This window comes from Alcaligenes sp. Marseille-Q7550, from assembly GCF_965112015.1.
Map to the genome: position 1 here is coordinate 825,929 of NZ_CBCOPU010000001.1, position 20,772 is coordinate 846,700.

The following is a 20,772-nucleotide window of genomic DNA, read 5'->3' on the forward strand; positions in this document are numbered from 1 at the left end:
ATTCACCGGCGATACCGCCGGGCTCATCGCTCATGAAGTTGTCTGGCGGCCGTGGCTTCGCCCATCACTCCCCGTCGCGGATCAACTGGGCATAGCCGTTCAGGGCGTCGGGCCAGTTCAGCTCGAAGCCGCTGTCCAGCAGGCGCTGATTGCTCAGGCGCTTGCCGCCCTCGCCGGCGGGCACGCGCGCGGGGCGGGCAACCTGCAGCAGGTCCGCCAGGCCGTCGTACAGTTCGGTGATCCGGTAGGGGCGGCTGTCCGTGCCGATGTAGCAGGGGAAGGGCGCCGGGATGCGCAACAGGTGCAGGCAGGCGCGGGCCGCGTCTTCGATGTGGAAGCGGTTGGCCCATTGGTTCGGGTCGTCGGGCACCGTGGCGCGGCCCTGGCGCAGGCGGTCCAGCAGCTGGGTGCGGCCAGGGCCGTACAGGCCCGAAGGGCGCAGCACCACGGCCTGGGCGGGTATCAGGTGCTGCAGCATCTGTTCGGCCCGCAGTAGGACCTGGCCGTTGAAATGGGTGGGCAGGGTGGGGGAGTTTTCATCCAGCCAGTCCGAGGCCGTCCCATAGACCGCCGTGGAGGACACGAACACCAGGCGTTTGAGCGCGCGCAAATCCAGTTCATTCAGCAGATTTTCCAGGCCTTGCAGAAAGACGCGTTCGTAGGCGGCCTGGCTGCGCTGATCGGGCGAGACCGCATACAGCACGTGCGTGATCGCGCGGTGCTTCAGGCGCAGGGTGGCGGGTTCGCCCAGGTCGGCGGCCACCCATTCGATGCCGGTCGAGTCGTCGGCGGGCGGGTGGCGACGCAGTCCCATGACCTGCCATTCCTCTCGCAGGGCCAGCAGGCCGGTGCGCCGGCCCAGGTCTCCGGCTCCGGCCAGCAGCAAAGTACAGTCTCGTGGGTCCACAGCGGCATGTCCTTGAGTAGAATGGTTGTCGAGCAGAGCTCATGTCGGCTGGTATAACGATAGCATCGGAGGCAGTCATGGAGTGTCGCAATTGGATTGACGGGCAATATCTGGGCGCGGAAAGCGGCGCGCTGCTGCCGGTGACGGATCCTTCCACCGGCGAGGTTTTCGCCCGCCTGGCCCAGTCCTCGGAAGTGGACGTGGACTGGGCGGTCAAGGCGGCCCAGCGCGCCAGCCAGGCCCATTGGCGAGGCCTGGGCGCCGCCCAGCGCAGCCAGTTGCTGCTGCGCTGCGCGCGCATGCTGACCGACGCCCGCGAGGAGCTGGCCAGGCTGGAGTCGCGCGACACCGGCAAGCCCCTGCGCCAGGCCCAGGCCGATGCCGCCGCCATCGCGCGCTATTTCGAGTTCTACGCCGGCGCGGTGGACAAGCTGCACGGCCAGACCATCCCCCTGGGGCCGGACATGACGGCCTTCACCCTGCGCGAGCCTTTGGGCGTGACGGCGCACATCATTCCCTGGAACTATCCCTTGCAGATCTTCGGGCGCAGCGTGGCCGCCTCGCTGGCGGCGGGCAATACCTGCGTGGTCAAGCCGGCCGAGGACGCCAGCCTGTCCCTGCTGCGCGTGGCCGAGCTGCTCAACGAGGCCGGGCTGCCGGCCGGCGTGCTCAACATCTGCACTGGCCTGGGCGCGGAGGCGGGGCAGGCGCTGGCGTCCCATCCGGGCATCAATCACATTTCCTTCACGGGCTCCCCCTCCACCGGGCGGCTGGTGGCCTTGCTGGCCGCGCAGAATTTCGTGCCCGTCACCCTGGAGCTGGGCGGCAAGTCCCCCCAGCTGGTGCTCTCCGCCGCCGATCTGGACGCCGCGCTGCCCGTGGTGGTCAACGCCATCGTGCAGAACGCCGGCCAGACCTGTTCGGCCGGCAGCCGCGTGCTGATCCAGCGGGCTGTCTATGGCGATTTCCTGGACCGGCTGGCTCAGGCCTTCAAGGGGCTGTTGACCGGCGCGGCGTCCGACAACCTGGACTGCGGGCCGCTGATCAGCGCCCGGCAGCTGGAGCGGGTGCGCTCCTATCTGGACGGGCTGGAGGAGGACGGCATCGCCGTGGTCGCCCAGGGCAAGCTCGACTCCCAGGCCCCCAAGGGCGGTTTCTACCAGGTGCCCGTGCTGCTGGACCACGTCCCGGCCCAGCACCGGCTGGCGCAGGAGGAAATCTTCGGCCCGGTGCTGGTGGCGCAGCCTTTCGGCACCGAGGACGAAGCCGTCGCCCTGGCCAACGGCACGCCCTACAGCCTGGTGGCCGGCGTGTGGACGCGCGACGGCGCGCGGCAGATACGGCTGGCGCGGCGCCTGCGCGCCGGCCAGGTTTTCATCAACAATTATGGCGCCGGCGGCGGCGTGGAGCTGCCTTACGGCGGTTCCGGCCAGTCCGGCCTCGGGCGCGGGAAAGGCTTGGAAGCCTTGTCCGCCCTGACCAGCCTCAAGCCCGTGGCGGTGCGGCACGACGGCGCCTGAGAGCGCTGCGGCCCACAGCCTTTGCGGGCGCTCCGGCGCCTTCGGGGGCGAACCAGGGGCGGCCCGCGGGCCGCCCATTCATCTGACAGCAAGGAGACAACCATGCGTTTGCAAGACAAGGTGGCCATCGTGACCGGTGGCGCATCGGGGTTCGGCTTTGGGATTGCGCAATGCTTCGCCCGCGAAGGCGCGCGCGTGCTGATCGCCGATCTGAACGCCGAGAAAGGGCAGGCCGCCGCCGCCCACATCCAGGCGCAGGGCGGACAGGCCATGTTCGCACCCTGCAACGTCTCGCACGGCGACGAGGTCGAGGCCTTGCTGGACATCGCGCTGCGCGAGTGCGGCGGACTGCACGTGGTGGTCAACAACGCGGGCACCACGCATCGCAACAAGCCGCTGCTGGAGGTTAGTGAAAGCGAGTTTGATCATGTCTATGCCGTGAACGTCAAGAGCATCTACTGGACGGCGCGCCACTTCGTGCCGTATTTCCGGGCGCAGGGCGGCGGCGCCTTCGTCAACATCGCCTCGACGGCCGCGCTGCGCCCGCGCCCCGGCCTGGTCTGGTACAACGGCACCAAGGGCGCGGTGGTGACCATCAGCAAGGGCATGGCGGCCGAGCTTGGTCCCGACCGGATACGGGTCAATTGCGTCAACCCGGTGATCGGCGATACGGGCTTGCTGGAGGAATTCATGGGCATGCCCGACACGCCCGAGAACCGCGCCCGCTTTCTTGCCGGCATTCCGCTGGGGCGTTTCTCGACGCCGCGCGACGCAGGCCTCCGCGGCGCTCTATCTGGCTTCGGACGAAGCGGACTTCATCACCGGCGCCTGCATCGAGGTCGACGGCGGCCGCTGCATCTGAGGCGTCGTCCTCCCGCTACAATGCGCTTGTCGGCAGGCCTCGCCAGGGGCCTGCGCTCATTCTGTTGCAAGGAAAAACATGTCTTTACACCTGCAGTCCCAGCGCCCCCCATGCCGCCCAGCTCATCATCGGCCTGGTGTCGGTGTCCGACCGGGCGTCCAGCGGCCAGTACCAGGACGAGGGCATCCCTGCGCTGCGCCGCTGGCTGGATTCGGCCCTGACGGTGACCCCGCTCTATGAAGAGCGCCTGATTCCCGACGAGCGCCCCTTGATCACCGGCACGCTGATAGACCTGGTCGAAGCCGGCTGCGACCTGATTCTGACCACCGGGGGAACGGGGCCCGCGCGGCGCGACGTGACTCCGGAGGCCACACTGGACGCCGGCACGCGCGAAATGCCCGGTTTCGGTGAACAGATGCGGCAAATCAGTTTAAAATTCGTACCAACAGCGATTTTGTCGCGACAAGTCGCGGTCATCCGTGAAATCCAGGACCACGCCGCCCTGATCATCAACCTGCCGGGGCAGCCCAAGGCCATCCAGGAGACCCTGGAAGGACTGCGTGATCCGGAGTCCGGACGGGTGCTGGTTCCCGGCATCTTCGCGGCCGTGCCTTATTGCATCGATCTCATCGGCGGACCTTACGCGCAAACCCGCGACGAGGTGGTCCAGGCGTTCCGACCCAAGTCGGCGCGCCGGCCAGGCCCTTGAACCGTCAAGCACACAATCGGGTTCGCAATTAAAATGCGTAGCCACGTTTTCAATCAATTTCGTCTTCAGGAGGTCTTCTCATGGCCCTAGTTTCCATGCGCCAGCTGCTCGATCACGCAGCCGAGCACGGTTATGGTATTCCAGCGTTCAACGTCAACAACCTGGAGCAGGTCCAGGCCATCATGGAAGCAGCGTCGGAGACGGACAGCCCCGTCATCATGCAGGCCTCGGCCGGCGCCCGCAAATACGCCGGCGAAGCCTTCCTGCGCCACCTGATCGAAGCCGCCGTCGAAGCCTACCCGCACATCCCCGTGGTCATGCACCAGGACCACGGCCAGTCGCCCGACGTCTGCCAGGGCGCCATCGCCCTGGGCTTTTCCAGCGTCATGATGGACGGCTCGCTGCTGCCCGACGGCAAGACCATCGCCGACTACGAATACAACGTGGACGTCACCCGCAAAGTGGTGGACATGGCCCACAAGCTGGGCGTGACCGTGGAAGGCGAACTGGGCTGCCTGGGCTCGCTGGAAACCATGCAGGGCGACAAGGAAGACGGACACGGCGCCGACGGCACCCTGACCCTGGACCAACTGCTGACCGATCCCGAGCAGGCCGCCGACTTCGTCAAGCGCACCCAGCTGGACGCCCTGGCGATCGCCATCGGCACCAGCCACGGCGCCTACAAGTTCACCCGCAAGCCCACCGGCGACATCCTGTCCATCGAGCGCGTCAAGGAAATCCACCGCCGCCTGCCCAACACCCACCTGGTGATGCACGGCAGCTCCAGCGTTCCCCAGGAACTGCTGGCCGAGATCCGCCAGTTCGGCGGCAACATGAAGGAAACCTATGGCGTGCCCGTGGAGGAAATCCAGGAAGCCATCAAGTATGGCGTGCGCAAGGTCAACATCGACACGGACATCCGCCTGGCCATGACGGCCGCCATCCGCCGCTTCATGTTCGAGAATCCCGAGAAGTTCGACCCGCGCGAATACCTCAAGCCCGCCCGCGAAGCCGCCAAGAAGGTGTGCATCGCCCGCTACCAGCAGTTCGGCACGGCCGGCAACGCCTCCAAGATCAAGGCCATTCCGCTGGACGAGATCGCTCGCCAGTACGCCTCCGGCCAGCTGGCCCAGATCGTTCAGTAACCGTCTGACGGACCCGGGCATGCGCGTCCTCGCCGTCTGCCCCCGTCCCGTCTTTACCCCCGGCGCCCGCGGCGCCGGGACTGTCGTCCCGCCAGCTTCTCCGGCCAGCGGGATGTTTTCGTTTCAAGGATGAAATCGTGCAAGAGCCCTTACATCAATCCAGCCTGAAGTCCCTGCCGCTGATCGCGCGCGGCAAGGTCCGGGACATGTACGCCGTGGGTGATGATAAGTTGTTGATCGTGGCGAGCGACCGCATCTCGGCGTTCGATGTGATTCTGGATGACCCCATTCCCGGCAAGGGCGCCGTTCTGACCCGGATGACCGAATTCTGGCTGAACAAGCTTGCGCACATCATCCCCAACCATTCCACCGGCATCGACCCGGCCGACGTGGTGGCCCCCAGCGAACGCGAGCAGGTCGCCGGCCGCTCCGTAGTGGTCAAGCGCCTGAAGCCCGTGCTGGTCGAAGCCGTGGCCCGCGGCTACCTGATCGGCTCCGGCTGGAAGGACTACCAGGCCACCGGCACGCTGTGCGGAATCACCTTGCCCGCCGGTCTCAAACAGGCCGCCAAGCTGCCCGAAGTCCTGTTCACGCCCGCCGCCAAGGCCGAGTTCGGCGCGCACGACGAGAACGTCGACTTCGACTACGTAGTCAAGGAAGTGGGCCGCGAACTGGCCGAGCAGATCCGCGACGTGACCCTGCGCCTGTACACCGAGGCCGCCGACTACGCCGCCAACCGCGGCATCATCATCGCCGACACCAAGTTCGAGTTCGGCCTGGATGAGCAGGGCCGGCTGCACCTGATGGACGAGGCGCTGACGCCCGACTCCTCCCGTTTCTGGCCTGCCGACAGCTATGCCGAAGGCATCAGCCCGCCGTCCTACGACAAGCAGTTCGTGCGCGACTGGCTGGAAACCCAGGTCTGGGACAAGACGCCGCCCGCGCCGCGCCTGCCCGAGGAAGTGGCGCGACGCACGGCCGCCAAGTACCGCGAAGCCCTGGATCGCCTGACGGCCTGATCCTGCTTTCCCGTCCTTCAGCAAGGCGCCGCTGCAGGGCTGGCGCCTTCGTCCTTTTCTGAATTGGTGCATTTCTTATGAGCGCAAGCGCATCTTCTTCGACCGGTCCCTCTCCCGTGGTGGGCATCGTCATGGGCTCCTCCAGCGACTGGGAAGTCATGAAACAGGCGGTGGCCGTGCTGGATGAGTTCGGCGTGCCCTACGAATGCCGCGTGGTGTCCGCGCACCGCATGCCCATCGACATGGTGGAGTACGGCGCCCAGGCGCCCGCGCGCGGCCTGAAGGCCGTCATCGCCGGGGCCGGCGGAGCGGCCCACCTGCCCGGCATGCTGGCCGCGCTGACGCATCTGCCCGTGTTCGGCGTGCCCGTGCCCTCGCGCTATCTGCGCGGCGAAGACTCCCTGCTGTCCATCGTGCAGATGCCCAAGGGCGTGCCCGTGGCCACCTTCGCCATCGGCGAAGCCGGCGCCGCCAATGCCGCCTTGCACGTCATCGCCAACCTGGCGGTCAACGATGTCGAACTGACTGAAAAACTGATCGCCTTCCGCGCCCGCCAGACCGAGGCGGCCCGCGCCATGGTCGTCCCACCCGTTTCTGCCTGATTACCGTCCTGTTATGACTATCCCGACTACCGACGCTGCCCTACTGGTTCCCGGCTCCTGGCTGGGCATGATAGGGGGCGGCCAACTGGGCCGCATGTTCTGCCACTCCGCCCAGTGCCTGGGCTACAAGGTGGCGGTGCTGGACCCGGACACGGCCAGCCCGGCCGGCGCCGTGGCGGACCTGCGTGTGTGCGCGCCCTACGACGATGCCGAGGCGCTGGCCCGCCTGGGCGAGCTGTGCCAGGCCGTCAGCACCGAATTCGAGAACGTGCCCGCCGAATCGCTGCTGACCCTGGCCCGCCATACCCGCGTCACCCCGTCGGGGCATGCCGTTGGGATCGTGCAGGACCGCATCCGCGAGAAGGCCTTCATCGTCCAGGCCGGCGTGCCGGTGGCGCCCTATGCCGCCATCGAAAGCGCAGCCGACCTGCAGGCGGCCGACGCCGGCCTGTTCCCCGGCATTCTCAAGACGGCGCGCTTCGGCTATGACGGCAAGGGCCAGGCTCGCGTCGCCAACCTCGACGAGGCCCTGGCGGCCTTTGCCGAATTCGGCTCCAAGCCTTGCGTGCTGGAAGCCCTGCAGCCGCTGGAGTCGGAGATCTCCGTGGTCCTGGCGCGCGGCCTGGACGGGCAGGTCCAGACCTTTCCCTGCGCCCGCAATGAACATCGCGACGGCATCCTGGCCGTGTCCACCGTCAGCGACCAGTTCCAGGACGACGCCTTGTCCGAGCAGGCCCGCTCGGCCGCGGCGGCCATCGCCCGCACGCTGGACTACTACGGCGTGCTGTGCGTGGAGTTCTTCATCCTGAAGGACGGCCGCCTGCTGGCCAACGAAGTGGCGCCGCGCCCGCACAACAGCGGCCACTACACCATGAACGCCTGCGTCAGCAGCCAGTTCGAACAGCAGGCGCGCGTCATGGCGGCCCTGCCGCTGGGCAGCACCCAGGCTCTGTGTCCGTCCATCATGCTGAACATCCTGGGCGACATCTGGTTCGACGAGCAGGGTGCGCATCGCGAGCCGGATTGGGCCGGCCTGCTGGCCATTCCCGGCGTGTCCCTGCACCTGTACGGCAAGGCGCAGGCGCGCCAGGGCCGCAAGATGGGTCACGTCAATGTGGTGGGCGAGTCCGACGCGCAGGTCCGCCAGCGCGCCGCCCAGGCCGCCGCCGCCTTGCGCATCGCCTTCGATCATGACTGACGCCGTCCTTCATCCTTCCGACCAGGACATCCAACGGGCCGCCGAGCGCCTGGCGCAAGGCGGGCTGGTGGCCTTTCCCACCGAAACCGTCTATGGCCTGGGCGCCGACGCCGAGAATCCCGATGCGGTGCGGCGCATCTACCGCGCCAAGGGGCGTCCGTCCGACCATCCCCTGATCGTGCACGTGGCGCCGCAGGCCGACCTGCTTTACTGGGCGTCCGAGCTGCCGCCCCTGGCGCAGCAACTGATCGCCGCCTTCTGGCCGGGGCCGCTGACGCTGATCCTGCCGCGCAACCCGCGCATTCCGGACACGGTCAGCGGCGGCCAGGCCACCATAGGCCTGCGCTGCCCCTCGCATCCCGTGGCCCAGGCCCTGCTGCAGCGCATGGCGGCGCTCAGGCCCAGCGGGCAGGCGGGCGTGGCCGCGCCGTCGGCCAACAAGTTCGGCCAGGTTTCGCCCACGGCCGCCAGCCACGTGCGCGACGAGTTCTCCGACCTGTCCGCCGACGAGCTGCTGATCCTGGAAGCCGGTCCTTCGGAGGTGGGTATCGAGTCGACCATCGTGGATGTGTCGCGAACCCGGCAGGGCCTGGGAGCCGTGCTGCTGCGTCCCGGCCACATCACGGCCGCCATGATCGCGCAGGTCATCGGCTACGAACCTGCCGGCCCCGACGCGCAGGCGCCGCAGGTCTCGGGCAGCCTCAAGGCGCACTATGCGCCGCGCACGCCGCTGTCGTTGTTCGACGAGCAGTCCGTGCCCGCGCTCAAGGCCGTGCTGTCCCAGGGCGGGCGGCACGCCGTGGTGGCTTTCGCCGCCTTGCCGCCTTTTGCGGCGGACCGGCACGACTGGCATGTATGCTCGCCCGAGCCGCAGGCCTACGCACAGGACCTGTACGCCATGCTGCGTCGCCTGGACCAGGGCCAGTACGAGCACATCTGGGTGCAGCGCTGTCCGGATACGCCCGAATGGCGGGCGGTGAACGACCGCCTGGGCCGAGCCGCCGCCGCCTTCGAGTAGGCGCAATCAGGTTCGCCGGGTTTTTTCCAGAAAATCCTGGATGGCCTGGTTGACGATGGCCGTCTGGTCCCGGTAGGGCAGATGGCCGCATTGCTCCAGTTCCAGCAGTTCGGTGTGCGGCACCAGTTCGCGGATGCGGCGTATCTGCTCCAGCGTGCCGTATTCGTCGTCCACGCCCTGTATGGCCAGGATGGGGCAGGGGATCCGGCTGACTTCTTCTTCGATGTTCCAGGCGCGGAAGGACGGTTCGGTCCAGGTGCGGTTCCAGCCCCAGAAAGCCGACTCCACATCGTCGTGATAGCGGGCCAGGCGCTCGCGCAGGAATCCCTGTTCGTAGGCCTCGCGGGCCACCAGGATGCCGCGCAGCGAAATGTCTTCCACGAAAAGGTGCGGCGCCATCACCACGATGCCCTGCAGCCGGTCGCCAAAGCCGCTGGCGGCCAGCAGCGCAATGGAGCCGCCGTCGCTGTGGCCCACCAGCATGATGGGCCTGCGGCCGTCTTCGCCCAACTGCTCCAGCAATTGGGGCAGGACTTCCAGCGCTTGTTCATGCAGGTAGTCCAGGGGCTTGGGGCCGTGCTCGTTGCGCGGGGCGCTGCGGCCATAGCCGTAGCGCGAGTACATCAGGCCGCTGCATCCGGTCTGCTCGCACAGCTGCGCGGGCCAGTCCTTCCACATGGCGATGGAGCCCAGGCCTTCGTGCAGGAACACCAGCAGCGGCGCTTCGCGCCGCTCGGGGCGTATCCACTGGTATTCCAGGCGTATGGCTTGACCGCCCTGGGTCAGGGAAGCAAATTGTAGGGATGTGTCCAGGCTGCTCATAAACGGATTGTGCGTAGGCGGCCGCAACGGGCCGGCATGATCTGGAAAAATAGTCTTTATGCCACAGATTGCGCCCGGGCGCTCGCCGCGGTCCGCAGATGTGCCCGGAGCGGACATTTCAGGCATGGTCCTTGCTGCGCTGCAAAACCATGCAGTCTTGGTACACTGGCGGCCTGAACATCTTTTTGTTGCGTCACAACATGAAATTCGACGAATTCGAAGTGGGAATGGTGATCCATCACCCGCTCGTTCCCGTCACGCGGGAAGAAATGCTGGAGTTCGCGCGGCAGTACGATCCGCAGTGGTTCCACGTGGACGAGGCACGGGCCGAGCACGGACACTGGAACGGCCTGATCGGCAGCGGCTGGCTGACCTGCAGCAAGACCATGCGCATGGCGGTGGACGCCGCGCTGCATGACTCCGAATCCTTCGGCTCCCCCGGCCTGGAGCGCCTGCGCTGGCTGCTGCCCGTGCGCCCCGGCGATTCCATCCGCCTGGAAGCCACGGTCGCCTCCAAGCGCGTCTCCTCCAGCCGCGACGACCTGGGCATCGTGCGCTGGTCCTGGAGCGTCTTCAACCAGAACGACCAGCAAGTGCTGGAGGTCGAAGCCACCAGCATGTTCGATCTGAAGCAGTCTGCGGGCTGACAGTTGCAACCGGTTATAAAAAAGCGCTCCGCAGGGAGCGCTTTTTGCTTTTGTCCCTGCACGGAAAAAACTCAGAAGAAAGCCTGAATCCCCGTCTGCGCCCGTCCCAGGATCAGGGCGTGCACGTCGTGGGTGCCTTCGTAGGTGTTGACCACTTCCAGGTTCACCAGGTGGCGGGCCACGCCGAATTCGTCGGAGATGCCGTTGCCGCCCAGCATGTCGCGCGCCAGGCGGGCGATCTCCAGCGCCTTGCCGCAGGAGTTGCGCTTCATGATGGAGGTGATTTCCGTGGCCGCCGTGCCTTCGTCCTTCATGCGGCCCAGGCGCAGGCAGCCCTGCAGGGCCAGGGTGATCTCGGTCTGCATGTCGGCCAGTTTTTTCTGGATGAGCTGGTTGGCGGCCAGGGGGCGGCCGAACTGCTTGCGGTCCAGCGTGTACTGGCGCGCCGTGTGCCAGCAGAACTCGGCGGCGCCCAGCGCGCCCCAGGCGATGCCGTAGCGGGCCGAGTTCAGGCAGGTGAAGGGGCCGCGCAGGCCGCTGACGCCGGGCAGCATGCGCTTGTCCTCGACCTCGACGCCGTCCATGACGATTCCCCCGGTCAGGGAGGCGCGCGGGCCCACCTTGCCGGAATGGGGGGGGGTGGAAAGGCCCGCCATGCCTTTGTCCAGGATGAAGCCGCGTATCTTGCCGTCGTCCTCGCCGCCCACGACCTTGGCCCAGACCACCAGCACGTCGGCGATGGGCGAGTTGGTGATCCACATCTTGCTGCCGCTCAGGCGGTAGCCGCCGTCCACCTTCACGGCGCGCGTCTCCATGGCGCCGGGGTCCGAGCCATGGTTGGGCTCGGTCAGGCCGAAGCAGCCTATCCATTGGCCGCTGGCCAGCTTGGGCAGGTACTTGCGCTTCTGTTCTTCGCTGCCGAATTCAAAGATGGGCACCATGACCAGGGAGGACTGCACGCTCATCATGGAGCGGTAGCCGGAGTCCACGCGCTCCACCTCGCGGGCGATCAGGCCGTAGCTGACGTAGTTCAGCCCGGCGCCGCCATAGGCCTCGGGGATGGTCGCGCCCAGCAGGCCCAGCTCGCCCATTTCGGCGAAGATGGCGGGGTCGGTGCGTTCGTGTCGGAAGGCCTCCAGCACCCGCGGCTGCAGCTTGTCCTGCGCGTAGGCCTGGGCGGCGTCGCGCACCATGCGCTCTTCGTCGCTGAGCTGCTGGTTCAGCAGCAGGGGATCGTCCCAGTGGAAAGAAGGAGAGGAAGACATCGAGGTACTCCGGAAAATCAAAGACTGTCCGAGCGGCGCGCTTGCTCCGCGCGGGTGCGGATGGCGTCCAGCGTCGTGGAGGGAGAAATGGCCTGCGGGTCGAGCAGGCAGTGGATCAGGGCGGGCAGGCCGCTGGCCTGGGCGCGCTCCAGGGCGGCCGGGAACTCTTCGCTGTCCAGCACGGTCTCGCCCCAGCCGCCATAAGCCTGCGCCAGGGCCGCGAAATCGGGATTGCGCAGCGCCGTGGCGCTTTCGCGTCCGGGATACTGGCGCTCCTGGTGCATGCGTATGGTGCCGTACATGCCATTGTCGATCACGATGACCACGATGGGCAGCCCGTACTGCACGGCCGTGGCGAACTCCTGGCCGTGCATCATGAAGCAGCCGTCGCCGGCGAAGCACAGCACGGGCGTGTCGGGCTGCAGGCGCTTGGCGGCCACGGCGGCGGGCAGGCCATAGCCCATGCTGCCGGACGTGGGCGCAAGCTGCGTGCCGTAGCGCTGGAAGGGATGGAAACGGTGCACCCAGGTGGCGGAGTTGCCGGCGCCGTTGCACAGGATGGCGTGCGCGGGCAGCGTGTCGGCCAGGTGCGCCATGATCCGGCCCATCTGCAGGGCGCCGGGCACGCGGATCCCGCTCGGGTCGCTCCAGCGCAGGTAGCTTTGGCGCATGGCCTGCAGGGCGGGACCGGCTTGGCGCGGCGCGGGCGGGTCCTGGGCCAGCGCCCGGACGAAGTCGCGCGGCGTGCTGTTGATGGCCAGGTCGGCCTGATAGACGCGGTTCAGCTCGGCGCTGTCCGGATGGACATGGATCAGGGGCGTGCCGGCCTGGGGAATGCCCAGCAGGGTGTAGGACTGGCTGGGCACTTCGGGCAGGCGTCCGCCCAGCAGCACGATCAGGTCGGCCTGGCGCAGATAGTCAAGCAGGTCCGGGTTGGCGCCCAGGCCCAGGTCGCCGATGAAGCAGTCGTGGCGCGTGGAGAACAGCATCTGCCGGCGGAACTCCACGCATACGGCGGCGGCGTGCCGGCCGGCAATCCGCTCCAGGCTCAGCACGGCCTCTTCGTCCCAGGCGCCGCCGCCCAGGATGAATACCGGCTGCCTGGCTTTGTCCAGCATCTGGCGCATGGCCTGGAGCTGCTCCGGAGAAGGATGGATGCCCAGCGGGGTCATGGGACGCGCATCGGGCGCATCCGTCGAATCGGTCAGCATATCCTCCGGCAGGGCCAGCACGACCGGGCCGGGGCGGCCGCTGGCGGCGACATGGAAGGCGCGCGCCATCATCTCGGGGATGCGTTCGACCTGGTCGATCTGCGCCACCCATTTGGCCTGGGTGCCGAAGACGGCCTTGTAGTCCATTTCCTGGAACGCCTCGCGCTCCAGCATGCCGCGCTCCACCTGGCCCACCAGCAGGATCATGGGCGTGGAGTCCTGGGAGGCGATGTGCACGCCGGCCATGGCGTTGGAAGCGCCTGGGCCGCGGGTGACCATGCAGATGCCGGGCCGGCCCGTGAGTTTGCCGTAGGCGTCGGCCATCATGGCCGCCCCGCCTTCCTGGCGGCAGACGGTGACCTGCATGCCCGAGTCAACCAGTCCGTCCAGCACGGCAAGGTAGCTCTCGCCGGGCACGCAGAAGACATGATCCGCGCCGTGCAGGCGCAATTGATCGACCAGGAGATGGCCACCCAGACGTGGCGAGCGAACGGAAGAGTCGGATGTCGTCATAATGTCCCAGGATAGTGTGCGTAAAGCGCACAGGGCAATTGATAAAATTGCACATTGTCGTGTGCTGGCGTAACGAGCCGCCGCGGCTGCTCCATCATGCTACGGGCGGGCGCGGGCCCGGCCCAGGGGGATTTCCATGAGACACGGCATACCCAGCCTGGGGGCCTTGCAGGCCTTCGAGGCCACAGCCCGGCTGGGGTCTTTTTCAAGGGCGGCCGAGGAGCTGTCCCTGACGCACAGCGCGGTGTATCGCCAGGTCAGCGGCCTGGAGCAGCGCCTGGGCGTGCAGTTGCTCACGCGCGTGCGCCGGCGGCTGGTCCTGACGCCGGCCGGACGCGACTACGCGGCGCGCATACGCCACCACCTGGAACAGATAGGCAAGGACACCTTCAGCCTGATAGCCCGCGCGGGCGTGGGGCGCAGCGTGCACCTGGCGGTGCTGCCGACCTTGTCCACGGTATGGCTCATGCCGCGCCTGGCGGCCTTCAACCGGCGGCATCCGGACATCACCGTCAGCCTGTCGGTACGTACGGCGCCGTTCCAGTTCGGCGACCATCCTTTTGACGCGGCCATCTACCACGGCCGGGAGCTGTGGCCCCAGACCCAGGGCATACGCCTGTTCGACGAGGGCGAGCTGGTTCCGGTCTGCACGCCGCGCCTGGCGGCCCGCGCGCCTTTGCAGGAGCTGGTGCATCTGCACATGTCCACCCGGCCGGACAGCTGGCTGGACTGGTATCGCTCGGCGGGCCTGGAGCCGGGCTTGCGCGTCAGCGCCGGTCCGCGGTATGAATTGTTCACGCTGATCCTGGCTGCCTTGCAGGCCGACATGGGCGCGGCCCTGATGCCGCGTTTTCTGGTCGAGGACGCCCTGGCGGCCGGCGAGCTGGTCATGCCGGTGCGGCACGCCATGCCGGTCAGCGAAGCTTATTTTTTCAGCTACCCGACGGCCGACGGCCCGGGAGAGGCCGTCCTGCTGCTGGAGCAATGGCTGGCCCACTACGACAAGGAGACGTCATGAAGCATGCCTGGATGCGAGGCTTGGCCGCCGGCGCCCTGACACTGGCCCTCACGGGCCTGGCGCAGGGACGAGAGCCCGCCGCGCCCGATCTGAACCCCGAGGCGGCGACGGCCAGCGTGCAGCGCGAGAAGGTGAGCAGCGCCGCGAGCATGGTGGTCACCGCGCATCCGCTGGCCACGCGCGCGGGTCTGAGCATGCTGGATCAGGGCGGCAGCGCCGTGGATGCCGCCATTGCCAGCCAGCTGGTGCTGGGGCTGGTCGAACCGCAGTCGTCCGGCCTGGGCGGAGGCGGCTTCCTGCTGCTGTTCCGGCCGGACAAGGGCCTGCTCAGCTACGACGGGCGGGAGACGGCTCCCGCCGCCAGTCCGCTGGACCGTTTCGAACTGGACGGCAAGACCATGTCCTTCAAGCAAGCCGTCAACAGCGGACGCTCCGTGGGCGTGCCGGGCCTCATGCGCGCCCTGGAGCTGATGCACCAGGACGGCGGCAGGCTGCCCTGGGCCAGCCTGTTCAGGCCGGCCATCGATCTGGCGGAACAGGGCTTCGAAGTCAGTCCCCGTCTGCATGCCTTGATCGCCGACAATCCCGGGCTGGCGGACAAGCCGGCCGCGCGCGCCTATTTCCTGGATGAGCAGGGCCGGCCCTGGCCGGTGGGGCATCGCCTGCGCAATCCGGCCTACGCCCAGGTCCTGAAGGTGCTGGCGCAGCAGGGCGCGGACGCCTTCTATACGGGCGAACTGGCGCGCGACATGGCGGCGGCGGTGGCCGCCGATCCCATTCCCGGCGATTTGTCGGAGGCGGACCTGCGCGATTACCGCGCTCTGCGCCGCGAGCCGCCGTGCATGGATTGGCAGCGCTGGGCCCTGTGCGGCATGGCGCCGCCCAGTTCCGGCCCGCTGACGGTCATGCAGATGCTGGGCATTCTGCAGCACACGCCCATCGCCTCGCTGGAGCCGCAATCGGCCCAGGCCATCCATTACTTTGCCGAGGCGGGACGCCTGGCCTTTGCCGATCGCGACGCCTGGGTGGCGGATCCGGCCTTCGTGGCCGGGCCGCAGCAGGCCATGCTGGCGCCCGACTACCTGAAGGCGCGCGCCGCCTTGATCCGCCCCGACCGCTCCCTGGGCCATGCGCCGCCCGGCCAGCCGCTGGCCGGGCGGCAGCCGGCGGGAGACAGCACGCTTGAACTGCCGTCCACCACGCATCTGTCCGTGGCCGATGCTCAGGGGCAGGTGGTGTCCATGACCACGTCGGTGGAGTCGGCTTTCGGGAGCAAGATCATGGTGCGCGGTTTCCTGCTGAACAACCAGCTGACCGATTTTGCGCTCAGCCCCAGGGATGAAGCCGGCCGCCTGTCCGTGAACCGCGTCGAGCCGGGCAAGCGCCCGCGCAGTTCGATGGCACCGATGATGGTGCTGGAGAACGACCGCCCCGTCATTGCCCTGGGTTCGCCAGGCGGCAGCGCCATCATTTCGTACGTGGCGCAGACCCTGACCGGCATGTTGATGTGGAACTTGGACGCCCAGCAGGCCGTCGGCCTGCCGCACTATGGCAGCCGCAACCGGGCCACGGAACTGGAGGCCGGCACGGCCGTGACCGCCCAGGCCCAGGCCTTGCGGGCCATGGGGCACGAGGTGCGCGAACAGCCTTTTCCCAGCGGCACCCACGTGATCCGCTGGACGCCGAATGGATTGGAGGCGGGGGTGGACCCGCGCAGGGAAGGGCTGGCGCTGGGGCGGTGATGGCGCTTCGCCAGGGCAGGTGTCGGACTTTGTGTTCGGAACATGCGTCGAGTCCGGGGGCTGGCGCTGGAAGGGTCGGTGTCAGACTGTGCGATTGGTCAGTGTGTGTCAGGGCCTGCAGGCTGGGCAGTCGCCGGCGCCATGCGCCGGTTCCCTTGACGAGCCTGGTGGCGGGCGGGGCGTGAACTCGCGGAGCAGCTCGTCCCCCAGACGAGCTGCAAGCGTTCCGCTCGAACAGCACGCCCCTTGCCTCCCGCCCCTGCACCTCGTCTGCGGCGACCGCCCTGACCCGCCTGCTGGCCCTGACACACACTGACCAAGCTCAAAACCGTAAACCCTTCCAACGCCAGCCCCCGGACGGCCTGCGTCGGCGAGGCGCTCAGGGCATGGGAAAATCCAGCGATAAAAAAGCCCGGCCAGCGGCCGGGCTTCGGTACAGGGCGGCGGGCCCGGATGATTAACGGAACACCACGGTGCGCTGGCCGTTGAGCAGGATGCGGTGCTCGACGTGGGCGCGCACGGCGCGGGCCAGGACCAGGGACTCGACGTCGCTGCCCACCTGGGTCAGTTCGGCGGGGCTGACGGCATGATTCACGCGTTCCACGTCCTGCTCGATGATGGGGCCTTCGTCCAGGTCCTCGGTGACGTAGTGGGCGGTGGCGCCGATGATCTTCACCCCGCGGGCATGCGCCTGATGGTAGGGGCGCGCGCCCTTGAAGCTGGGCAGGAAGCTGTGGTGGATGTTGATGGCGCGGCCCGACAGGGCGCGGCACAGGTCCGTGGACAGGATCTGCATGTAGCGCGCCAGCACGACCAGGTCCACCTTCAGGTCGCCGGCGAGCTGCAGGATCTGCTGTTCCTGCTGCGGACGCGTTTCAGGCGTGACGGGCAGGTGGTGGAAGGGAATGCCGTAGGAGGAGGCCAGGCCGGCGTGGTCCGTGTGGTTGGAGGCCACCGCGGCGATCTCCACGGGCAGCTGGCCGCTGTGGGCGCGGAACAGCAGGTCGTTCAGGCAGTGGCCCTGGCGGCTGACCAGGATCAGCAGGCGGGCCTTGCGCTGCGCGTCGTAGATGTTGGCGTCCATGCCGAATCGGTCGGCGATGGGCGCAAAGCGCGCCTGCAGGTCGGCCACGGCCACTTTCTCGGGCAGGGAAAACTGGATGCGCAGGAAAAATCGCTCGGTCTCGGCGTCGCCGAACTGCTGGGCTTCAATGATGTTGCCGTTCTGTTCAAGCAGCCAGCCGGACACATTGTGCACGATGCCGGTGCGGTCCGGGCAGGAAAGGGTCAAGATGTAATCGTTCATCGACGGTATTGTAAAGACTTCAGAGGGTTTTTTGATCTGATGAAGCCAGGATTTCCCGGCTGTGTTGCGCAATCGCCAGACAGGCCGTCAGGCCGGGCGATTCGATGCCGAACAGGTTCAGCAGCCCGGGCACGCCGTGCTGCCCGGGGCCCGAGAACAGGAAGTCGGCCGCCGGCGCGCCGGCGGGCACGAACTTGGGGCGTATGCCGCTGTAGGCCGGGCTCAGGCTGCCGTCCTGCAGGTCAGGCCAGTACTGACGCACGGCGGCGTAGAAAGACTGCCCGCGCTGCGGGTCCATGTCGTAGTTCTCGTGCTCGACCCATTCCGTGTCGGGACCGAAGCGCGCCTGCCCGGCCAGGTCCAGCGTCAGGTGCACGCCCAGGCCGGCCTCATTGTGCATGGGGTAGATCAGGCGCTTGAAGGGCGAGCGCCCGGACAGCGAGAAATAGCTGCCCTTGCACAGATAGGCCTGGGGGACGTGGGCCGGGTCCAGGCCCTGGATCTGGCGGGCCGCCGCCACGGCTCCCAGGCCGGCCGCATTGACCAGACGGGTGGCGGTCAGCGAGAAGGCTTCCGCGCCGCCCACCTGGATTTCGAATCCCTGCCCCGGCAGTACGCGGGCGCCGGTGAAGGGCGTGTTGAAGACCATCTGCGGGCGCAGGTTCGCGGCGTCGCCCTGCGGCGCCAGCTGCAGGTCGTGGGCGGCGTCGGTGGCGGATGCAGGGCGGCGCTGCAGCGCAGGGCCGGCTCCAGCGCCTGGGCCTGTTCGGCGGAGAGCCACTGCAGATCGTGCACGCCGCAGGCCTGCGCATTGGCCTGCAGTTCCCGCAAGGCTGCTTCCTGCGCCGCGGAGACGGCCACGATCAGCTTGCCGCAGCGCTTGTGCTCCACGTGTCGCTCGCGACAGTAGTCGTACAACTGCTCCTTGCCCTGGACGCAGAGTCTGGCCTTCAGGCTGCCTGGGGCGTAGTAGATGCCGCCATGGATGACTTCCGAGTTACGCGAACTGACGCCGTTGCCTATGCCCGGCGTCTGTTCGACCACCAGCACGTCCATGCCCTGTCCGGCCAGTTCCCTCGCCAGGCTCAAGCCGACGACGCCCGCGCCCAGCACCACGCAATCCACATCATTGCTCATGATCAAGCCCCTGCCTGCAGAATCAGGAAAAAGGAACTAGTGTACTCCCGGCTTTATCCCGAGGTCAGCCTTGGGACGGCGTCAGGTCGAAGTCGCCGGCGTGATAGATCAGGGGCTGGTGGGCGCTGCGTTCGCAATGCGTGACCTCGCCGATGAAGATCAGATGGTCTCCGGCTTCGTGGCAGGCATAGGGCTTGCATTCGAACCAGGCGCTGCAGCGTTCGTCATCCAGCATGGGCAGGCCGTGGGGCGAGGCGGTCAGGGGGTGGTCGCGAAAGCGATCGGCCTGCTCGCCCCAGGCGAAGCGCTTGGCCACCGCCAGTTGGCTGGCGCCCAGCACGTGGATGACGTAGCCGGCGCCGTGCAGGAAATGGGGCAGGGAGCGCGAATGACGGGCCAGGGACCAGAGCACCAGCGGCGGATCCAGCGAAACGGAGTTGAAGGAGCTGACGGTCAGGCCGACGGCCCGGCCCGGATGGTCCTTGTCGGGGCCGACCACCACCGTGACGCCGGTGGCGAAGCGGCCCAGCGCGGAACGGAAGAAGTCGGTATCGAAGGCGGAGGGAAATGCGGTCATCGAGCGGCGAGTCACCCTAGGGAGCCAGCCGGCTCAGCTCCCATTGCCCCTGGTCGTTGCGATCGAACACCAGGCGGTCGTGCAGGCGCGAGGCGCGCCCCTGCCAGAACTCGACGTGATCCGGAGTCAGCCGCAGGCCGCCCCAATGTTCAGGGCGGGCGGGGTGCTCGCCCAGGCTGCGCGCATAGTGTTCGGTGCGCGCGTCCAGCTCGGCCCGGGTGATGGGCTGGCTCTGCGGCGAAGCCCAGGCGCCGATGCGCGAACCCAGCGGACGGCTGTGGAAGTATTCATCGGACTCGGCGTGGCTGATGCGGCTGACGCGGCCTTCGAAGCGCACCTGGCGCTGCATGGACGGCCAGAAGAAGGACAGGCTGGCCCAGGGGTTCTCGTCCAGGTCGGCGCCCTTGCGGGAGCGGTAGTTGGTGAAGAACACCAGTCCCTGCTCGTCGTAGCCCTTGAGCAGCACGATGCGCGCCGAAGGGCGGCCCTGAGCGTCCACGGTGGCCAGCGTCATGGCCGTGGGTTCGGTTTCCTTCAGCTCCAGCGCCTGGTCCAGCCAGCGCTGGAACTGCACGCGCGGATCGGCGGCGACCTCCTGCTCGCTCAGGGAAAAACGTTCGTACTCGTTCCGAATATCGGCTAGGGACATGATGCGCTCTTATGCTTGATGAGGGATTGCCTGCCCAGTATAGCTTTGCAGCAATTGAACCACCGATTGCAGGCGTTTATCCAAGATTTTAGAGCGTCGGAGCGCGGACGCGGTTTCCATCACGTATTCGATGCAGGGGCCGTTGATGCCCTGGGCCGAATGGACGACCTGCATGAGCTGCTCGTCGGGCATGCGCGGCACGTAGGCATCGGTCTTGCGGTTCATGGTGAACACCAGGGCGCGGATGTCGCCCTGGGTGGTGCGGCAGCGCAGCCAGCGGGGAATGTAGGCTCCGCTGGGCATCTCGCGCTGCCACAGCGCGTCGAAGACCTTGGGCACGTCGCGCCCGGCGATGCGGAAGGCCATGCCGCGGCACGAGCCGCCCACGTCCAGGCCGAAGACCAGGCCGGGCTGTTCAGGGGTGCCGCGGTTGATGCGCGACCACAGGCACAGGGCGCGGTGGTAGCCGCGCAGCAGCGCCTGGCGCTGTTCGACGAATTCGAAATCGGGACGCCAGATCAGGGAGCCGTAGCCGTAGACCCAGAGGTCTTGTTCTCCGCACCACTGGACCTGGTCCAGGGACTGGCGCAAGGAAGCGTTGCGTTCATCATCGGTCAACACGCGGAAGCTGCAGGGCTTGGGCGCTTCGGAGGGCTGGGCGAAGGAGGAATCCATGTTCACGGCAAGGGGGCTTGTGGCCTGAGTCACTGATAGTTGATACCTGTAGCGATTGTAGATCAAGCAGAACCTACTGTAGCGGGCTTTCTGCCTGATAACTAAGGAAAAATAATAATTTGCTTATACGAGTGTTGCTATTTGGCAGGCCGCCGTCAAGCCGTTGGAGCATAAGGCTTCGGAGGCGGGAAATTTTCGTAAAATTGATGGGTTTGGCCGGGCTGGCCGGT

Annotated in this window: 18 protein-coding genes and 2 pseudogenes; 11 read left to right on the forward strand and 9 right to left on the reverse strand. The window is 67.4% G+C overall.

The features are described from left to right. Nucleotides 1-64: 64 nt before the first annotated feature. Complete coding sequence (locus ACWPWO_RS03975) at nt 65-907, reverse strand: NAD-dependent epimerase/dehydratase family protein (RefSeq protein ID WP_454004577.1); 843 nt, start codon at nt 905-907, stop codon at nt 65-67. Nucleotides 908-984: 77 nt separating this feature from the next. On the opposite strand from ACWPWO_RS03975, the gene ACWPWO_RS03980 reads away from it, so the two are divergent. The 8 genes and pseudogenes from ACWPWO_RS03980 to ACWPWO_RS04015 all read left to right on the forward strand — a co-directional run bounded on the left by ACWPWO_RS03980 (nt 985) and on the right by ACWPWO_RS04015 (nt 8,980). Next, nucleotides 985-2,427: an aldehyde dehydrogenase family protein gene (locus ACWPWO_RS03980; RefSeq protein WP_454004579.1), complete on the forward strand. Its 1,443-nt coding sequence runs from the start codon at nt 985-987 to the stop codon at nt 2,425-2,427. A 102-nt stretch (nt 2,428-2,529) separates the two neighbouring features. After that, nucleotides 2,530-3,289 (forward strand): annotated as a pseudogene (locus ACWPWO_RS03985) (SDR family oxidoreductase). Nucleotides 3,290-3,425: 136 nt separating this feature from the next. Further along, nucleotides 3,426-3,998, forward strand: coding sequence for a molybdopterin adenylyltransferase (gene mog, locus ACWPWO_RS03990; protein WP_454006265.1), 573 nt, complete (start codon nt 3,426-3,428; stop codon nt 3,996-3,998). Nucleotides 3,999-4,078: 80 nt separating this feature from the next. Further along, on the forward strand, nt 4,079-5,143 hold the full coding sequence (gene fba, locus ACWPWO_RS03995; RefSeq protein ID WP_394064302.1) for a class II fructose-bisphosphate aldolase: 1,065 nt from the start codon (nt 4,079-4,081) through the stop codon (nt 5,141-5,143). Nucleotides 5,144-5,280: 137 nt separating this feature from the next. After that, a complete protein-coding gene (locus tag ACWPWO_RS04000; RefSeq protein WP_454004582.1) occupies nt 5,281-6,162 on the forward strand; it encodes a phosphoribosylaminoimidazolesuccinocarboxamide synthase in 882 nt (293 codons plus the stop codon). Nucleotides 6,163-6,239: 77 nt separating this feature from the next. Continuing rightward, entirely contained in the window at nt 6,240-6,764 is a 525-nt protein-coding gene (purE, locus tag ACWPWO_RS04005; RefSeq protein ID WP_394064306.1) for a 5-(carboxyamino)imidazole ribonucleotide mutase, read from the forward strand. A 13-nt stretch (nt 6,765-6,777) separates the two neighbouring features. Beyond that, a complete protein-coding gene (locus ACWPWO_RS04010; protein ID WP_454004584.1) occupies nt 6,778-7,962 on the forward strand; it encodes a 5-(carboxyamino)imidazole ribonucleotide synthase in 1,185 nt (394 codons plus the stop codon). After that, nucleotides 7,955-8,980: an L-threonylcarbamoyladenylate synthase gene (locus ACWPWO_RS04015; RefSeq protein WP_454004586.1), complete on the forward strand. Its 1,026-nt coding sequence runs from the start codon at nt 7,955-7,957 to the stop codon at nt 8,978-8,980. Before ACWPWO_RS04010 ends, ACWPWO_RS04015 begins: the two co-directional genes overlap by 8 nt. A gap of 6 nt (nt 8,981-8,986) precedes the next feature. Here the strand turns inward: ACWPWO_RS04015 and ACWPWO_RS04020 are convergent, their stop codons facing one another. Then, nucleotides 8,987-9,802, reverse strand: coding sequence for an alpha/beta fold hydrolase (locus ACWPWO_RS04020; RefSeq protein WP_454004588.1), 816 nt, complete (start codon nt 9,800-9,802; stop codon nt 8,987-8,989). A 200-nt stretch (nt 9,803-10,002) separates the two neighbouring features. Between ACWPWO_RS04020 and ACWPWO_RS04025 the strand changes: the two genes are divergently transcribed. After that, on the forward strand, nt 10,003-10,449 hold the full coding sequence (locus ACWPWO_RS04025; protein ID WP_394064314.1) for a MaoC family dehydratase: 447 nt from the start codon (nt 10,003-10,005) through the stop codon (nt 10,447-10,449). Between the two features lie 71 nt (nt 10,450-10,520). Here the strand turns inward: ACWPWO_RS04025 and ACWPWO_RS04030 are convergent, their stop codons facing one another. Further along, the gene (locus tag ACWPWO_RS04030; protein ID WP_454004590.1) at nt 10,521-11,714 is read right to left on the reverse strand and encodes an acyl-CoA dehydrogenase; all 1,194 of its coding nucleotides are present in this window, start codon (nt 11,712-11,714) and stop codon (nt 10,521-10,523) included. A gap of 17 nt (nt 11,715-11,731) precedes the next feature. Further along, nucleotides 11,732-13,438: a thiamine pyrophosphate-binding protein gene (locus tag ACWPWO_RS04035; RefSeq protein WP_454004592.1), complete on the reverse strand. Its 1,707-nt coding sequence runs from the start codon at nt 13,436-13,438 to the stop codon at nt 11,732-11,734. Nucleotides 13,439-13,574: 136 nt separating this feature from the next. Here ACWPWO_RS04035 and ACWPWO_RS04040 point away from each other — a divergent pair, with 136 nt between their 5' ends. Both ACWPWO_RS04040 and ggt read left to right on the forward strand, forming a co-directional pair. After that, a complete protein-coding gene (locus ACWPWO_RS04040) occupies nt 13,575-14,456 on the forward strand; it encodes a LysR substrate-binding domain-containing protein (protein WP_454004594.1) in 882 nt (293 codons plus the stop codon). Beyond that, nucleotides 14,453-16,198, forward strand: coding sequence for a gamma-glutamyltransferase (gene ggt, locus ACWPWO_RS04045; RefSeq protein WP_454004596.1), 1,746 nt, complete (start codon nt 14,453-14,455; stop codon nt 16,196-16,198). The genes ACWPWO_RS04040 and ggt overlap by 4 nt, the downstream gene beginning before the upstream one ends. Before the next feature lie 457 nt (nt 16,199-16,655). Here ggt and purU read toward each other — a convergent pair whose 3' ends face one another. From purU to ACWPWO_RS04070, 5 genes and pseudogenes are all read right to left on the reverse strand, one after another. Then, the gene (gene purU / locus ACWPWO_RS04050) at nt 16,656-17,504 is read right to left on the reverse strand and encodes a formyltetrahydrofolate deformylase (protein ID WP_394064324.1); all 849 of its coding nucleotides are present in this window, start codon (nt 17,502-17,504) and stop codon (nt 16,656-16,658) included. Nucleotides 17,505-17,523: 19 nt separating this feature from the next. Then, nucleotides 17,524-18,641, reverse strand: a pseudogene (locus ACWPWO_RS04055) (NAD(P)/FAD-dependent oxidoreductase). Nucleotides 18,642-18,705: 64 nt separating this feature from the next. Then, on the reverse strand, nt 18,706-19,218 hold the full coding sequence (locus tag ACWPWO_RS04060) for a flavin reductase family protein (RefSeq protein ID WP_454004599.1): 513 nt from the start codon (nt 19,216-19,218) through the stop codon (nt 18,706-18,708). A gap of 16 nt (nt 19,219-19,234) precedes the next feature. After that, nucleotides 19,235-19,867, reverse strand: coding sequence for a pyridoxamine 5'-phosphate oxidase (gene pdxH / locus ACWPWO_RS04065; protein WP_394064330.1), 633 nt, complete (start codon nt 19,865-19,867; stop codon nt 19,235-19,237). A gap of 9 nt (nt 19,868-19,876) precedes the next feature. After that, on the reverse strand, nt 19,877-20,548 hold the full coding sequence (locus tag ACWPWO_RS04070; protein WP_454006267.1) for a gamma-glutamylcyclotransferase: 672 nt from the start codon (nt 20,546-20,548) through the stop codon (nt 19,877-19,879). Nucleotides 20,549-20,772 lie beyond the last annotated feature (224 nt).

Excerpts from the sequence above, each read along its gene's own strand:
- ACWPWO_RS03980 (WP_454004579.1), top strand. The coding sequence starts at position 985 with ATGGAGTGTCGCAATTGGATTGACGGGCAATATCTGGGCGCGGAAAGC.
- fba (WP_394064302.1), top strand. The coding sequence starts at position 4,079 with ATGGCCCTAGTTTCCATGCGCCAGCTGCTCGATCACGCAGCCGAGCAC.
- purE (WP_394064306.1), top strand. The coding sequence starts at position 6,240 with ATGAGCGCAAGCGCATCTTCTTCGACCGGTCCCTCTCCCGTGGTGGGC.
- ACWPWO_RS04010 (WP_454004584.1), top strand. The coding sequence starts at position 6,778 with ATGACTATCCCGACTACCGACGCTGCCCTACTGGTTCCCGGCTCCTGG.
- ACWPWO_RS04015 (WP_454004586.1), top strand. The coding sequence starts at position 7,955 with ATGACTGACGCCGTCCTTCATCCTTCCGACCAGGACATCCAACGGGCC.
- ACWPWO_RS04020 (WP_454004588.1), bottom strand. The coding sequence starts at position 9,802 with ATGAGCAGCCTGGACACATCCCTACAATTTGCTTCCCTGACCCAGGGC.
- ACWPWO_RS04025 (WP_394064314.1), top strand. The coding sequence starts at position 10,003 with ATGAAATTCGACGAATTCGAAGTGGGAATGGTGATCCATCACCCGCTC.
- ACWPWO_RS04030 (WP_454004590.1), bottom strand. The coding sequence starts at position 11,714 with ATGTCTTCCTCTCCTTCTTTCCACTGGGACGATCCCCTGCTGCTGAAC.
- ACWPWO_RS04035 (WP_454004592.1), bottom strand. The coding sequence starts at position 13,438 with ATGACGACATCCGACTCTTCCGTTCGCTCGCCACGTCTGGGTGGCCAT.
- ACWPWO_RS04040 (WP_454004594.1), top strand. The coding sequence starts at position 13,575 with ATGAGACACGGCATACCCAGCCTGGGGGCCTTGCAGGCCTTCGAGGCC.
- ggt (WP_454004596.1), top strand. The coding sequence starts at position 14,453 with ATGAAGCATGCCTGGATGCGAGGCTTGGCCGCCGGCGCCCTGACACTG.
- purU (WP_394064324.1), bottom strand. The coding sequence starts at position 17,504 with ATGAACGATTACATCTTGACCCTTTCCTGCCCGGACCGCACCGGCATC.
- ACWPWO_RS04060 (WP_454004599.1), bottom strand. The coding sequence starts at position 19,218 with ATGACCGCATTTCCCTCCGCCTTCGATACCGACTTCTTCCGTTCCGCG.
- pdxH (WP_394064330.1), bottom strand. The coding sequence starts at position 19,867 with ATGTCCCTAGCCGATATTCGGAACGAGTACGAACGTTTTTCCCTGAGC.